Source organism: Priestia sp. YIM B13489 (genome assembly GCF_042787645.1).
GTDB lineage: Bacteria > Bacillota > Bacilli > Bacillales > Bacillaceae_H > Priestia > Priestia megaterium.
This window is the reverse complement of the sequence record NZ_JBHZOQ010000053.1, coordinates 3,527,770-3,541,559: the sequence shown is the minus strand read 5'-3', so window position 1 is coordinate 3,541,559 and position 13,790 is coordinate 3,527,770. Positions and strand designations below refer to the sequence as shown.

Below are 13,790 nucleotides of genomic sequence, written 5' to 3'. Positions count from 1 at the left end.
AGAATACTTCTGCCCCAGTCTCTTTTCTTTATTTAATTAACGCCTTTTCTTCTAAGCTTTGAAAAACAGCGTTAAAGTCTTGCTTCAAATCCTCAAATTCCTCTAACCCTACTGAAAGGCGAAGAAGTGAATCAGTAATTCCTTTTTCTTCACGCACTTCTTTTGGGATACTCGCATGAGACATTGTTGCAGGATGCGTTAGAATGGATTCAACTGCACCTAGACTAACGCCAATTGAAGCCAATTTGACTCCTTGTAAAATATGTCGCGCTACTTTTTCATCCTGTACTTGGAAAGAAATCATAGCTCCGTATCCATTTGCTTGTTCTGAAATCAGTTTGTGGTCCGGGTGACTTTTTAAGCCCGGGTAGTATACACGGCTCACTAGAGATTGTTCTTCAAGCCACTTTGCAAACTGCAGCGCTGTTTTTAACTGCTGATCTAAACGAACTTTTAATGTCTTAATTCCTCGAAGCAGTAAAAAACAATCCTGCGGTCCTAAGATAGCACCAAAAGCATTTTGTACAAACTTTACTTCTTCTGCTAGCTTTTCATCGCTTACCACAACTAGACCGCCAATGACGTCACTGTGACCGCTGAGATATTTTGTAGCACTATGAATCACAATATTTACACCAAGGTCAATCGGCTGCTGTAGATAAGGTGTTAAAAACGTGTTATCCACAATTGTAAGGAGGTTGCGCTCCTTCGCCAAACTTGCTACTGCTTTAATATCCGTTACCTGTAAAAATGGATTTGAAGGGCTTTCGATATAAATAGCCTTCGTATCTTTTGTGATAGCTTCTTCTACTTTCTCAACCTTCGTTGTATCAACAAAAGTTGTTTTGATACCAAACTTTGAAAATAATCGTGTTAATACACGATATGTCCCGCCGTACGTATCATGTGAAACTAAAATTTCATCCCCTGATTCAAAAATAGATAACACCGATGAGATAGCAGCCATACCTGATGAAAAAGCAAAACCAGCGTATCCATTTTCTAGCTGAGCAATGGTGTTTTCTAAAGCCTCACGAGTTGGATTTCCTGAACGAGAATAGTCATAGCGGCCGTTGTTCGTCTCATCTTCTTGGTTAAATGTAGATACCTGATAAATAGGTACGTTAACCGCTCCAAAATGACCGTCAATTCCTGTATTTGCATGAATTAAGTTCGTACCAAATCTATGTTTATTATTGTTGGTATGCATCAAATGCCTCCTTCAAATCTTTAATTAAATCATCTGCGTGCTCAATTCCAACTGATAACCGCAGTAAACAGTTTGTTACTCCGACACGATTTCGAATTTCTTCCGGAATATCAGCATGTGTTTGACGAGCTGGGAATGTCATTAAACTTTCCACGCCTCCTAAGCTTTCTGCAAATGTAATAACTTTGACATTTTCTAAAAGTACTGACACGATGTCAGGGTGTGAGACAGCAAAAGAAATCATGCCTCCAAATCCAGTTGCTTGTTTCTTCATGATTTCATAGCCTGGATGTGTTTCAAGACCAGGGTAATACACTTTTTCCACGAGATCATGAGCAGTAAGCCAATTTGCAATTTTCAGTGCATTTTCATTATGCTTTTCCATACGAAGCGCTAGCGTTTTAACACCGCGTAATAACAGCCAGCTATCCTGTGGACCTAAGATTGCCCCAGCTGCATTTTGATAAAAACGAATTTTCTCTCCTAAGCTACTACATCGAGCGACTACAAGACCAGCAACTACATCATTATGACCCCCAATGTATTTGCTTGCACTATGTATCACAATATCTGCTCCAAGCTCTAAAGGACGCTGATAATAAGGGGACATGAAGGTATTGTCAACGATGGTAAGCAAATCATGCTGTTTAGCTAACGCAATTGCTTCTGGCAAATCAGTCACGTGCATCATTGGATTCGTAGGTGTTTCAATAAATAAAGCTTTCGTATTGGGACGAAGCGCATCTTTTACTTGTTCGAGATGGGCTGTGTTGACGTACGAAACAGTAATTCCTTGCTCTGAAAAAATTTCATTTAGTACTCGGTACGTTCCTCCGTATAAATCCTCTGATACAATTAAATGATCTCCGTTTTTAAATAGTGCTAAAACTGCCATTACACCCGCCATTCCTGAAGCGAATGCTACTCCTACTTCTCCTTTTTCCAAAGCAGCAATTGCTTCTTCCAATGCTGTACGAGTAGGATTTGCCGTACGTGCATAGTCAAATCCTGTACTTTGCCCTAAAGCAGGATGAGCAAATGTTGATGCTTGGTAAATGGGGGTTGTAATAGAACCTGTTGAAGGGTCACGACCTACTCCTGAACGAACTAATAAAGTTTCAATTTTCATCTATTTCTCTCCTTAACTCAAAATAAAAAACACTCTTCACAGATGGAAGAGTGTTCGTTTATACACGATTTCTCTCATCTGTTAGAACAATACTGATGTTCCACAGGAATTAGCACCGTTCAAATGAATGTTTCATTTGATGGTTGCCGGGCATCGCAGGGCCAGTCCCTCCGCCACTCTGGATAAGAGTTCTATATAATTGTTGGTGGTTAACGTTTGTTGTTAATAACTTTAATAAAGATTTTCTATATTGTCAACATAATTTTCTAAAAAATTTAAATCGTCTCATTTGTTTATTCAATATACTTGTCCTGATAAACACATAAAAAAAGAGACGAAAGCGAGGTCTCTTTTTTTAAGGCAAGTGTACAGATTTTACGTGAGCTAACTTCCAATACATACTTTCTCCATTTGCCGTAATTAGTTCAACAATATTATTAGAAACTTCTTTAAGTACGCCAATCTTTTCTGATTGATCCCCTAAATCTAATACGACCAGCTGATTTTCATATTTTTTAAGCTGCTCTTCAAAGTTTCTGACAAAAGGTGCAGAGGCGGGCCTTACGGGGAGCTCTTTGTCACTTAAAGAATAAGGGGTTAACTCATTACTGTAAGGGGTAAGCCATTTCAAATGATGCAGAGAAACAAAGACATTTTTATACACTGGAGAATAAAACACAAGATAATCATTCAGCACGCTTGTGATATAGCCATGCAATGATTTCCCTCCCGTTACATAAATTTCAATAAATTTCCCTTTTGCCTGCTGTAAAATATTACGATAAGAAATCCGCTGACTTTCTTCTATCAAATTCTCTTCTATTTCACGTAAAACCGTATAGTCTTCTTCGGATACTTCCCGCAAACGATGCATGTGTAAAAGAGGAATATACAAATAATCATGTCCATTATACAAAACCATAATATCTAATCCAAGATCAATAAGTCTGCCAACAAATCTCGTTTTACCTGAAATATCCAACTCCACAATTTTATTGATATAATGATTCATACTCATACTCATTCTCCTCCTTTTTCCTATATGTTAGAAAAGGTGCTTTATAAGCACCTTTTATGTTCCATTTCATCATGCTTTCCAACGATAATTTTTCGTTTTAATAACTTTCTCGGCCGGTGCTGAAGAGCGTGAACCCGTACGGCGTCCTCGAGAGCGATCGTCTGTGCGTCCACCCGTACGGCGTCCTCCCGAGCGATCGTCTGTGCGTCCACCCGTGCGGCGTCCTCCCGAGCGATCGTCTGTGCGTCCACCCGTGCGGCGTCCTGTACGTTCTCCCGTACGGCTTCCTGTACGTTCTTCTGTAGACTTCGCAGCTTCAGCCTCTCCATTTTCTTCTGTTTCTTCATTATTTTGATTGTTATCGTTTTGCTTAAAAGCCCCTTTTGCTCCCACACAAATGGTTTTAACGTGTCTTGGCTGTAAGCGTAATACTTGATTATTCTGCACAAGTGTAAATGTACCATTTCGGCTTTGTACTAACACGCCCTCTACAGCTTCAGGTCCTCCATTATTGATTGATACCCATTTATGAGAAAGGTGGGCAAAAAGATCGTTAAAGCTTTTGGATTTCATATATTCTGGTTCTTGGCTCACTAAGAGTTCATTTGCAGATTGACTAGTTTGATCTCCGTTGTTGTTTTGATATTCACTCACACTCTTAACGTGTTCAGTATTAATATAGACGACACCGTCGTCCTCTGTGAGTAATACTATATAAGCAGATTCAAATGAACCTAAGACATCAAGAAGCTGACCTGCTTTTTTCTCAGGTCCACCTTGGTTAACCTGCACATATTTAGTTTTCATCAATGATAAAGTTGTAGCAAAAGTTTTTCCTCGATATAATTCTAATTCTGCGCTAATTCCAGTAAACGTTTGTGCCGAATTTGACATAGTATCTTCAGTGATACTTTTTACATGCGCTAAGTGATAATATACAAGTGTATATTCTTGTTGATTATTATTTTGGTTGTTTTGGTTGTTATTTTCACCATTATTGTTATTATTGTTATTGTTGCTTTCCACTGCTAAGATTAAATAATCTGATTGCACGTCAACCAAATAACCTGTTTTAGATTCAGGTCCTCCACGATAAACGGTCACCACTCTTCCTTTTAGGGGTTTGAAGTGAGAAGAATAGCCTTTATCAGGCATTTGTATATTTCGGCTGCGTTTTTGGCTTGATTTTTGGCGTGGATTTTGATTTTGCCCTTGTTCTTGGCCATAGTAATAGTTACTCATTGTTTTTCCTCCTTATTAGTTATCCTTATTGGTCATTCATACTGTATATATACGTATCATGTACAGCTATTGATTTCCTGCATTTGCCTATTATTAACAAAATCCACTGTTGCCTATAAATTGCCTATAAATCTACCTCTTTTTAAAGAGTCAAAAGGTTATTTTCAATATATGCTGTTCGTTCTTTTATAAAAGACAGCATAAATTCCGGTTCTTTGTGAAATTGTTCCAAGTTATCTTTTACGTAAGGATCTTTTAATACATAAGGAGCAATATACTCATGCAGTTGATAAATGATTGGTTTCATGTATTCTATTGTAAATTGATTATTTAGAACATTGTTCATTTTTTGAATATATCGCTTTTTAATGCTGTTCACGGCCAGTAAGCGAGCTGTAAGCGTATTAAATCCTTGTGCGCGGACATAGTCTCCTTCCATTACTTTTCCATTTACATCTCTTCCCCAAGTTGCATCATAATCCCATGGAATCAGTTCAAAGCGCCCGCTTTCATGATTTAGATAGAGGGCATAGTTATGGACAAAACCGTCGTAATTCTGCATACAAATAATACCGACTAACCAAGATAAGTAGCGGTCGACGTTCAGGTACTTCTCAATATTCTGTTCGAATTCCGTATTTGTCCACGTATTAAGATTAAATATAAACTTTTCTAATTTTTCCTCATCCCCTTCTTTCACTGCTTTATCTTCATATCCAGATAACAAAGTTGTTTTCGGCCTTTTATCCAAATCGCTCATCAAAGAAAAATTAGCATCTCCGTCCACTGCATAAAATATGGATCCATCCGCTAAATTTCTTTTTTTCAAAAATAGTTCATCTACCGATTCGAGTTGAAGATATATTCCTTCATTTTTCCCATTAATCTTAAGAGTGACAAACTGAGAATGAGGAGATAAAACGTCTAAAGAAGAGAAAAAATCGAGGGACAATTTGTTGCGCATAAGCGATGGATCTTTGTATTCAGCGTTTAGGTGTATTTCTTTGGCTCGCTGAAATATTTTTGGAGAATAAAATTCAATATAATATGACTTTTTTTTCATCTTCCGAATGTGGGAGCCTCTTAGCAGCAAATCAATATCGTAGCGTTTTTTGTTAAACTTCATCGTTGCCTGAACCGCTTCTTCTGACCAAATATCTCTTTGCATTTCCTTTAAATCTTTTACATTCACAAACAGAGCGTATTGAGGGATTTCTTTTTGCTTCATTATTCGACCACCTTTCTTCAATTATTAAAGTATATGAAGGGTAAATTCTCCATGATACCCCACCTCATCAACTATTTGCGCAAACTCCACTTTTGACTCATATCAAGGACAAGCATCAGTGCGTATTCTATTAATGCAAGACCTAGTCCAATTGACAAGGAGGTTTTTGTATTGCATATTACACCTGAAAAAATTAAAGAGGCTGCTGAAGCCCTGGAATGTACAGAACTGAAATCTTTTATGTTTCAAGAGCCAACTGCCGGTCCACTAACAAAGCCGCGTCGCTCTTCTCGTAGCACTGGCCGCTCTCGTCGTTCTACTCGTCGTTCTACTCGCCGTTCTACTCGCCGTTCTACTCGCCGTTCTACTCGCCGCTCTCGTCGTTCACGTCGTTCACGTCGTTCTTCTCGCCGCTCTCGTCGTTCTTCTCGTCGTTCACGCCGTTCTACTCGCCGCTCTCGTCGTTCTACTCGTCGTTCACGTCGTTCTTCTCGTCGTTCTTCTCGTCGTTCACGTCGTGCTCGCCGTTCACGCCGCTCTTAATTTCTCTAAACACTCATCTTTATTGCAAAAAAAAGCCGAAGAACCATGAGTGTCTTCGGCGTTTTTTTCCACTTATAGTAGGGCACATTTGGAAATATACTAAGATGGGATGTTATTCATTTTACATAGAGAAGGAGAGGTTTTATGAAAAAAAGCAAGCATCAAATTTCAACTTCATCAACAACAGATGTCGAAGAAGTCAAACGTTTAAATGCTCAGTCTGGATTAACTTACAATGAAGTATTTACACTTCTTGGAGAAACCTATTTGAAAAATCAAAAGAAAAAATAATAAGCAGGGACTAGAAAACACCTTCTAGTCCCTATACTTTGAAAATCCCGGAAAACCCTTTAACTAGGGATGTTAATTGGTTCATGGCTCCCATCATCTGCCCCGCAGTATTCATCATCTTGTTCATATCGTAATTGCCATCACTCGATTTAAACTGAGACATTAATGACTGAAATTGAGAAGGCTGAGGCTTTTGTTGCTGAGCTTTAGGGTATGGATTAAAAGGCGCACCTGCATTATTGTACATGGGCTGCTGGTACATTCCGTTCATGTAGGGAATTTGCTGAGGACCAAAAGGCATTTGTTGCTGAGCGTACGGATGTTGCGGCATATAAGCTTCCGTCCATGGCTGCTGATGATACTGCGGAAATGGATGTACCTGACTTAAATCAAAACGTTCTGGTTGATGTTGCTCATAATACGGATAATGCTTACTTGTATACATGCAAAATCAATACCTCCTTTTTAATATTACATAATATATAGTATGTATGCAGAAATAAGAGGTGACGTTCGTCTACTTGTACTTTTGGAAAACACATTCAAAAATATGTAGGTTTCTGTCGAAAGTTTAAATTTTTCAAAAAAACGAGATTATTTAAATATATGGTACGATAAGAACAAGTGATACTACGATACGTAGTGGCACAAATGGGGATTAGGAGGGAATTTACATGTATGTGAACGAACTTCAAGAAGCTTTTATTGCGGTGAAACAGTATGAGCCGCAGTCAAGTAATGAATTACTCGATTTTGCTCAGCAGCAGTATTTAAAAGGTTTTTTAACTCCTATGAATTACAAAGCCGCTGTACGTGAACTCGAACAAATTGGAGCTACTAAGCCCGATTTTAGTGCACAAGATGATTAATTTTTTTTACTACCACCGAGAAATCGGTGGTTTCTTTGTTTCCTATAAAGTGGACACATACTTCTTTTTTGACTTGTTTATACTATAAAAGCTTTAACGTAGTATTCAATAAAGGAGGTCTATCTCATGAGTCGTGGAAAACATTTTGATCATAAAAAGCAAGGCCAAAGTGCAGTAACTAAAACAAATAACGCCGTTGCTTCTAAACATACTGAAAAAGTTGATTATCATATCGATACAGTCGCTTCACAAGATCACCCAGCTGTTTCTATCCAATCTCAAAAAGATTTTGATTAACTTTTTTGATTGATATGATAAAAAGAGGCTGGGACATAACAAAATGAATCCAATCTTGAGACGAACAAATGGGATACATGAGCTGAACCGCTTATGACACCGCAGTTGATCTCCGTGCAAGGCTTCGCTTTCCGCGGGCGGCCGATGAGCCTCCTCGTCGCTTGCGCTCCTGCGGGGTCTCATCTGTTCCGCTTTTCCCGCAGGAGTAGGAGCCTTCGCCTTGCTCTCCAATCAACTGCTAGAAGGAACAAAACAAATGAAACCTATGCTTCTCATCAAAAAAAAAACGAACTACGAATCAAAAATTTTGATCGATAGTTCGTTTTTCATTTCGTGTAAAATACTTTTGTCACAATCTCATACATAGAAAATCCCCACCTTATAAGTCTCAACGGAAGGCCGGGATTAATTATTCAATATCGACTCGAGCACATACTTATTTGAGTGATACATCTTTTTAAATCGCTTTTCTCGCGTCTCGGGATAAAACGACTGTAGTACAACGTTTTGTAAATTTTCTTTTAACGTCTCTACTTGATTAACATGAATATATTTTGGTCGCTCTTTCTTCAGCCATTCCGTTACGAGACTAGCCCATTCATCAAGTTCTTTGAAGAAAATATCTCCATAAGGCTTTACTTCTTCAAAAAATTTCACTTCATAATTTTCTTCCTGTTGAATAGACGCTAATCGTTCTACAGCTACTTCATTATATTGAAACATGATCTCCGTACTTTTTTTCACATCTTCATTCATCGTTATTCGTCACCTCTACGATGACTATTGTAACATAAACAGTCTTTATACTGTATGAAGAACCATTTCTCTTCGGCTTCTATTCCATTCTGTTTCGGAAGGCATGCTTTCATACACAGCTACTTCAATTTCTTGCAGTGATTGGTCAATGCGATGAACTTGTTCCATATATGTTTCTTCACAATGTGTAAATGCTTCATTTATAGATGTAGACATCGTTTTATCCACTAAATCTACTTGCTCTAGTAAGCTATCTAATAAAGTCATCATTTCGCTTGTTTTAACCATACTTTGTTTCATCGCCATCCCTCCAAATTTTCCTTTGCATAACGTATTCTCTCTTTTCTTCATTGTCCCTTCACACATGACAAAACTAGTTTCTATTCGTCAAAGAAAGATGTTTTCGACATTTTCATTTATGGTGAATCGAAAGTGAACATATTGAAAACACTAGTATAGACATTTCAGCTAAGCAGATACATTCCGCTGCTGAACGTTTATTACAACATGATAGGAGGTGCCTAGATATGGCCAACAAACAGCAAAAATCACAGCCTAAAAATAAGCCTGAAACAAAAACCTACGGTGATCCTAAAAAGTTAAACGGTCCTAACCAGCCTTCTACTTAAGAACAAAACGGTCACTTGTGACCGTTTTTATTTACATTAAATACTTGCGCTACTTTCATTAATATATACAGCTGCTTTTGCTTTTGAAGATACCACTTTGTAAAATGAACTTTCTTTGGAAAAGACGGCTTTTTCATGAGCTTTTGTTCCTCTTTTTTCGTTAAAAACCACTCTTCTCTCTTCTTTTCATGATGTCTAATAGCCGGATACACCTTTCGAAGAGCAGGTGTACGGCAGCTGGCTTTATTCACAAAATACTGCTCATAATCGTATCTCGAACCCGTATGCTTTGTTTTCAAAGAAAATTCATAAAACAAGGGATAATACTTTTCATGAAATAATAAAGCCGCTAATTTCTTCCCCAAATCAATCCGATTATTTACTTTTGTAAAATCATGAACAGAACAACCGTATAATTCCCCTTTTGTAGTAGGAAAAAGGACGGAACTAAAGTGGAATATATCTTGAAAAAAAAACAGCGTACTTTTAAACACTCTATCTTGATAAAAAGGCTGTTCAATAACGGGCTGTTGAATAACATGCTGCTCATTCACAATTAACGCATGAATAAGCTGCAGTTCACAAGGTCTGTGCATAAATTGTCTCCACTTCTCTTCGATAAAAGATGAAACATTTAAATAGGGAAGTAAATGAACGTAAGTGACATGTTTTTTACGTGAAACAGCATACAATAGTAATTGCGGGAAGACATCTTTAAAAATAAGCCAATTTGCTCTTTCATACGTCAAAAATAATAAATCGCGCGTTTGCTTTGATAACGCTTTTTTCATGTTTTCCCCTTGCAAATCACACATATTCCATCCTGCGTTTCGTGACACCATACTTGCGAGAAATGCCCACTTTACTTCAGGATATCTATGATAAAAAGTTGCATAAGCCTGGGTTCTTGATATATTATCAATATTCAGCTTGTCTGTGGTTTTTTTAATCGCCGTCAACAGCGCTTGTTCCGAACTATTGAGTGACATCTCTTCATCTTCTTTCATCTATTTTTATTTGTAGGATTTGGTATAATAGAATTTGTTTGTTTAATAGATTTACACTAAAGGAGTGATGGTTATGATTCGCTATCCTAACGGAAAGGCCTATAAGCCATTGAATACCAGCAGTCCTTCCCCTAAAAAGCTAGAAGCTAGCTATAGCAATCGTGGTATGACGCTGGAGGACGATTTAAACGAAACAAACGAATACTATGTTTCAAAAGGAATAGCCATTGTTCACAAAAAACCAACCCCTGTTCAAATTGTAAAAGTAGACTATCCGAAGAGAAGTGCCGCTGTTATTAAAGAAGCTTATTTTAAACAGGCTTCTACTACAGACTATAATGGAGTCTATAAAGGAAAACACCTTGACTTTGAAGCAAAAGAAACGAGAAATAAAACCTCATTTCCGCTGCGTAATTTTCATGAACATCAAATTGAACATATGAAGCAAATTGTGAAACAAAACGGGATTTGTTTCGTTATATTAATGTTCTCTACTTTACAAGAAATATACTTGTTCGAAGCACAGTTCCTTTTTCCTTATTGGGATGCCATGAAAAAAGATGGACGAAAATCAATCCCTAAGGCAGATATTGAAAAAAAAGGACATTTCATCGAACTTGGTTACCATCCGAGAATCGATTACATAAAAACTATAGATAAATTATACTTTTAAGAGTATGATATATATGTTTACGGAAATCATTCTCTTACAATGCGTTGAAAGGTAGGAGTTTTTATGTCAGATAATTATCGCTCTCGTGAAGAACGACGAAGAGCTTTGAATGACAACAAACCAGAAGGTAAATCTCAAGGAAAACCGAAAAAGAAGAAAAAAGGAGGCCTATTTCGTAAAATTGTTGCCGCAGTTTTACTGATAGGAATCATCGGGCTCATTGCCGGAGTCGGAACTTTTTTTGCTATGATAAGCGATGCTCCAAAAGTTGATGACTCGGTATTAAAAAACTCTTTTTCATCTAAAGTATATGCAAACGATGGAAAGACAGTTGTAAAAGAAATTGGAGCTCAAAAACGTACATATGTGCAATACGATGAAATCCCTCAAGTCGTCAAAAACGCATTTATCGCTACGGAAGACGTTCGTTTTTATAAACATCATGGCGTCGACTTTTACCGAATTGGCGGAGCATTAATGGCGAACTTTAAAAACGGCTTCGGTGCTGAGGGCGGTAGTACGATTACTCAGCAAGTGGTAAAGAATTCGTTCTTATCACCAAAGAAGACGGTTAAACGTAAAGTACAAGAAATGTGGTTAGCTTACCAGCTTGAGCGTAAATATTCCAAGCAACAAATTCTTGAAATGTATTTAAACAAAATATATTTCGCATCAGGTGAAGTATACGGTATTGAACGAGCAGCTGAGAAATTTTACGGAGTTAAAAGCGTAAAAGATTTAACTCTTGATGAAGCTGCTATGTTGGCAGGCTTACCAAAAGCGCCAACTACTTATAACCCAGTTACAAACCCAGAGAATGCTACTAAACGCCGTAACACAGTATTAAACTTAATGGCTAAGAACGGCTTTATTACACAAGCCGAGGCAGACAAAGCAAAACAAGTAGATGTACAAGCTCACTTAGCTAAACAAACTGAATCAACATCTAAGTACGATGTATTTATTGATCAAGTAATCGAAGAAGTAAAAAAGAAAACAGACGCAGATCCATTTTCTGCGGGCTTAGAAATTTATACAACGCTTGACACTAATGCTCAGGACTATGTGGATGATGTGATGAATAACAAAGTAGTCAACTTCCCGAATGATAAATTCCAAGCAGGTCTTGTCGTTGTAGATAATGAAACAGGCGGTATTCAAGCAATTGGAGGCGGACGTAATCGTGTGTCAGGCGGCTTAAACTTTGCAACAAATATGAGACGCCAGCCCGGCTCAACCATTAAACCGATCTTAGATTACGGCCCAGCGATTGAGAACTTAAAGTGGTCCACTGGACAACCGATAAAAGATGAAGAATATCATTATTCAAACGGCACGCCAATCCGAAATTTCGGACGCAATTATAAAGGGTGGGTTTCAGCGCGTGAAGCTTTAGGACGCTCACTGAACATCCCTGCTTTAAAAGCGTTTCAAGCAACCGGGGCAGACAAAGCAAAAGAGTTTGCTACGGGCCTTGGGCTAAAATTAGACGAAGAAGACGGCGAAGCTTATTCTGAATCTTATTCTATCGGAGGCTTCCGTACAGGTGTTACACCGCTACAAATGGCTGGAGCCTATAGCGCTTTTGCAAATGAAGGTATGTACAATGCACCTCATACAGTGACAAAGGTAAAATTCCCAGATGGAACAGAAATTGATTTAACACCAAAATCAAAACGCGCAATGCAAGATTACACGGCATTTATGATGACGGACATGATGAAATCTGTTGTAAACGAATCATATGGTACAGCTCGTGCTGTTCGTACACCTGGATTAGAAATTGCGGGTAAAACCGGAACTTCAAACTTTAGTGCTGACGAGAAAAAACGATACAACATTCCAGACGCTGGTGAAAAAGACGTTTGGTTTAATGGGTTTACGCCAAACTATACGATTTCCGTATGGACAGGCTATGAAACTGCTAAAGACGGCTATATTTTAAGTCCTAATGAAACAGGCATGGCAAAAAATATCTTTAAGCATGTTATTACTCATATTTCTGAAGGCAAACCTAAAGGAAGTTTCAAGCAGCCGGACAGCGTAGTTGAACGTTCCGTGGAAAAACCAACGGGCAAAGACTTAAAACGCCCAAGCGGCTCTACTCCTTCGAGCTTAATTACTAAAGAATACTTTGTACGCGGTACTGCACCGACAAAAGTATCTCAAACGTTTGTGAAGAAAGAAAAAGAAGAAAAGAAAGAAGATAAAAAAGAGGACAAAAAAGAGAAAAAAGACAATAAAGATGTGAAGCCAAAAATTACTGCTTCGTATAGCGGAGGAGCAATTTCAGTTAACTGGTCAGCGTCAAACGCAGCCAGTGATACGACCTTTACAGTCACAATGTCATCTCCTAACGGTTCTGAACAACTCGCATCTGGCGCAGGAGCCGGTGGAAAAACAATTTCCAACCCAGCACCAGGCGCAACGTATAGTTTCACCGTAACAACAAATACGGGCGAAAGCGCTAGTTCTTCTGTAAAAGTCCCTGATTCATCAGATCAAGCTACCGAAGATGATTCTACTAAGCCTGAAGATGACGGAACAACGAACGATAATCAAAATGAAGACAATAGCAACACTGATCAAAACAACGGCTCTGATCAAGGGGACGATTCATCTACTCAGCCGGATGATAACCAAAACAACAATAATGGCAGCAATAACGGCGGTAACAATAGCGGCAATACCGATAATAACAATAATAACAATAATGATAGCGGCAACAACAGTAATAACGGAGGCACAACAACTCCTCCAGCAGACAACGGTGGAAGTGACTCAGGAAGTCAGACACCACCAACAACCCCTGCTACACCATCGACGCCGTCAACACCTGCTACACCGCAGCAAGAGCCAACAACTGAAAATTAACGTAGCAGTAAAAAGCCCCTACAC

At 38.4% G+C, this 13,790-nt stretch carries 16 protein-coding genes and 1 riboswitch; of the genes, 7 read left to right on the top strand and 9 right to left on the bottom strand.

Features of this window, described 5'->3' with window-relative positions; genetic code table 11:
• Positions 1 to 28 precede the first annotated feature (28 nt).
• From ACFX4W_RS24000 to ACFX4W_RS23980, 5 genes are all read right to left on the bottom strand, one after another.
• Positions 29 to 1,210 (bottom strand): trans-sulfuration enzyme family protein, encoded by a 1,182-nt coding sequence (locus ACFX4W_RS24000; protein WP_043979474.1) that lies wholly within the window; start codon positions 1,208 to 1,210, stop codon positions 29 to 31.
• Positions 1,194 to 2,339: a trans-sulfuration enzyme family protein gene (locus tag ACFX4W_RS23995; protein WP_034653411.1), complete on the bottom strand. Its 1,146-nt coding sequence runs from the start codon at positions 2,337 to 2,339 to the stop codon at positions 1,194 to 1,196. Before ACFX4W_RS23995 ends, ACFX4W_RS24000 begins: the two co-directional genes overlap by 17 nt.
• A gap of 71 nt (positions 2,340 to 2,410) precedes the next feature.
• A riboswitch (SAM riboswitch) is annotated at positions 2,411 to 2,528 on the bottom strand.
• Positions 2,529 to 2,694: 166 nt separating this feature from the next.
• Positions 2,695 to 3,357 carry a hypothetical protein gene (locus ACFX4W_RS23990; protein ID WP_043979476.1) on the bottom strand — a complete coding sequence of 221 codons (663 nt, stop codon included), beginning with the start codon at positions 3,355 to 3,357 and terminating at the stop codon, positions 2,695 to 2,697.
• Between the two features lie 69 nt (positions 3,358 to 3,426).
• Positions 3,427 to 4,599: a hypothetical protein gene (locus ACFX4W_RS23985; protein WP_043979478.1), complete on the bottom strand. Its 1,173-nt coding sequence runs from the start codon at positions 4,597 to 4,599 to the stop codon at positions 3,427 to 3,429.
• 142 nt (positions 4,600 to 4,741) lie between these two features.
• Positions 4,742 to 5,827: a CotH kinase family protein gene (locus ACFX4W_RS23980; RefSeq protein WP_043979479.1), complete on the bottom strand. Its 1,086-nt coding sequence runs from the start codon at positions 5,825 to 5,827 to the stop codon at positions 4,742 to 4,744.
• A 171-nt stretch (positions 5,828 to 5,998) separates the two neighbouring features.
• Between ACFX4W_RS23980 and ACFX4W_RS23975 the strand changes: the two genes are divergently transcribed.
• Both ACFX4W_RS23975 and ACFX4W_RS23970 read left to right on the top strand, forming a co-directional pair.
• Positions 5,999 to 6,370 (top strand): CotG/ExsB N-terminal domain-containing protein, encoded by a 372-nt coding sequence (locus ACFX4W_RS23975; protein WP_377560178.1) that lies wholly within the window; start codon positions 5,999 to 6,001, stop codon positions 6,368 to 6,370.
• A gap of 144 nt (positions 6,371 to 6,514) precedes the next feature.
• Positions 6,515 to 6,661, top strand: coding sequence for a hypothetical protein (locus tag ACFX4W_RS23970; RefSeq protein ID WP_016763466.1), 147 nt, complete (start codon positions 6,515 to 6,517; stop codon positions 6,659 to 6,661).
• A gap of 31 nt (positions 6,662 to 6,692) precedes the next feature.
• On the opposite strand, the gene ACFX4W_RS23965 is transcribed toward ACFX4W_RS23970, so the two are convergent.
• Entirely contained in the window at positions 6,693 to 7,106 is a 414-nt protein-coding gene (locus tag ACFX4W_RS23965; protein ID WP_013056116.1) for a YppG family protein, read from the bottom strand.
• A 229-nt stretch (positions 7,107 to 7,335) separates the two neighbouring features.
• Here ACFX4W_RS23965 and ACFX4W_RS23960 point away from each other — a divergent pair, with 229 nt between their 5' ends.
• Both ACFX4W_RS23960 and ACFX4W_RS23955 read left to right on the top strand, forming a co-directional pair.
• Complete coding sequence (locus ACFX4W_RS23960) at positions 7,336 to 7,530, top strand: YppF family protein (RefSeq protein ID WP_013056115.1); 195 nt, start codon at positions 7,336 to 7,338, stop codon at positions 7,528 to 7,530.
• A gap of 126 nt (positions 7,531 to 7,656) precedes the next feature.
• The gene (locus tag ACFX4W_RS23955) at positions 7,657 to 7,827 is read left to right on the top strand and encodes a hypothetical protein (RefSeq protein WP_013056114.1); all 171 of its coding nucleotides are present in this window, start codon (positions 7,657 to 7,659) and stop codon (positions 7,825 to 7,827) included.
• Between the two features lie 405 nt (positions 7,828 to 8,232).
• Here the strand turns inward: ACFX4W_RS23955 and ACFX4W_RS23950 are convergent, their stop codons facing one another.
• A complete protein-coding gene (locus ACFX4W_RS23950) occupies positions 8,233 to 8,583 on the bottom strand; it encodes a YppE family protein (RefSeq protein ID WP_013056113.1) in 351 nt (116 codons plus the stop codon).
• 45 nt (positions 8,584 to 8,628) lie between these two features.
• Complete coding sequence (locus ACFX4W_RS23945) at positions 8,629 to 8,883, bottom strand: hypothetical protein (protein WP_013056112.1); 255 nt, start codon at positions 8,881 to 8,883, stop codon at positions 8,629 to 8,631.
• A gap of 227 nt (positions 8,884 to 9,110) precedes the next feature.
• Here ACFX4W_RS23945 and ACFX4W_RS23940 point away from each other — a divergent pair, with 227 nt between their 5' ends.
• The gene (locus ACFX4W_RS23940; RefSeq protein ID WP_016763465.1) at positions 9,111 to 9,212 is read left to right on the top strand and encodes a hypothetical protein; all 102 of its coding nucleotides are present in this window, start codon (positions 9,111 to 9,113) and stop codon (positions 9,210 to 9,212) included.
• 11 nt (positions 9,213 to 9,223) lie between these two features.
• On the opposite strand, the gene ACFX4W_RS23935 is transcribed toward ACFX4W_RS23940, so the two are convergent.
• Positions 9,224 to 10,219, bottom strand: coding sequence for a DUF2515 family protein (locus tag ACFX4W_RS23935; protein ID WP_043979482.1), 996 nt, complete (start codon positions 10,217 to 10,219; stop codon positions 9,224 to 9,226).
• A gap of 73 nt (positions 10,220 to 10,292) precedes the next feature.
• On the opposite strand from ACFX4W_RS23935, the gene recU reads away from it, so the two are divergent.
• Both recU and ACFX4W_RS23925 read left to right on the top strand, forming a co-directional pair.
• Positions 10,293 to 10,892 (top strand): Holliday junction resolvase RecU, encoded by a 600-nt coding sequence (recU, locus tag ACFX4W_RS23930; protein ID WP_014460963.1) that lies wholly within the window; start codon positions 10,293 to 10,295, stop codon positions 10,890 to 10,892.
• Between the two features lie 63 nt (positions 10,893 to 10,955).
• The gene (locus tag ACFX4W_RS23925; protein WP_377560175.1) at positions 10,956 to 13,766 is read left to right on the top strand and encodes a transglycosylase domain-containing protein; all 2,811 of its coding nucleotides are present in this window, start codon (positions 10,956 to 10,958) and stop codon (positions 13,764 to 13,766) included.
• Positions 13,767 to 13,790: the final 24 nt, after the last annotated feature.

Bases quoted from the DNA above. Each gene is read 5' to 3' on its own strand.
- ACFX4W_RS23980 (WP_043979479.1), bottom strand. From the start codon at position 5,827: ATGAAGCAAAAAGAAATCCCTCAATACGCTCTGTTTGTGAATGTAAAA.
- ACFX4W_RS23965 (WP_013056116.1), bottom strand. From the start codon at position 7,106: ATGTATACAAGTAAGCATTATCCGTATTATGAGCAACATCAACCAGAA.
- recU (WP_014460963.1), top strand. From the start codon at position 10,293: ATGATTCGCTATCCTAACGGAAAGGCCTATAAGCCATTGAATACCAGC.
- ACFX4W_RS23935 (WP_043979482.1), bottom strand. From the start codon at position 10,219: ATGAAAGAAGATGAAGAGATGTCACTCAATAGTTCGGAACAAGCGCTG.
- ACFX4W_RS23985 (WP_043979478.1), bottom strand. From the start codon at position 4,599: ATGAGTAACTATTACTATGGCCAAGAACAAGGGCAAAATCAAAATCCA.
- ACFX4W_RS23950 (WP_013056113.1), bottom strand. From the start codon at position 8,583: ATGAATGAAGATGTGAAAAAAAGTACGGAGATCATGTTTCAATATAAT.
- ACFX4W_RS23940 (WP_016763465.1), top strand. From the start codon at position 9,111: ATGGCCAACAAACAGCAAAAATCACAGCCTAAAAATAAGCCTGAAACA.
- ACFX4W_RS23945 (WP_013056112.1), bottom strand. From the start codon at position 8,883: ATGAAACAAAGTATGGTTAAAACAAGCGAAATGATGACTTTATTAGAT.
- ACFX4W_RS23925 (WP_377560175.1), top strand. From the start codon at position 10,956: ATGTCAGATAATTATCGCTCTCGTGAAGAACGACGAAGAGCTTTGAAT.
- ACFX4W_RS23960 (WP_013056115.1), top strand. From the start codon at position 7,336: ATGTATGTGAACGAACTTCAAGAAGCTTTTATTGCGGTGAAACAGTAT.
- ACFX4W_RS23955 (WP_013056114.1), top strand. From the start codon at position 7,657: ATGAGTCGTGGAAAACATTTTGATCATAAAAAGCAAGGCCAAAGTGCA.
- ACFX4W_RS23970 (WP_016763466.1), top strand. From the start codon at position 6,515: ATGAAAAAAAGCAAGCATCAAATTTCAACTTCATCAACAACAGATGTC.
- ACFX4W_RS23990 (WP_043979476.1), bottom strand. From the start codon at position 3,357: ATGAGTATGAATCATTATATCAATAAAATTGTGGAGTTGGATATTTCA.
- ACFX4W_RS24000 (WP_043979474.1), bottom strand. From the start codon at position 1,210: ATGCATACCAACAATAATAAACATAGATTTGGTACGAACTTAATTCAT.
- ACFX4W_RS23995 (WP_034653411.1), bottom strand. From the start codon at position 2,339: ATGAAAATTGAAACTTTATTAGTTCGTTCAGGAGTAGGTCGTGACCCT.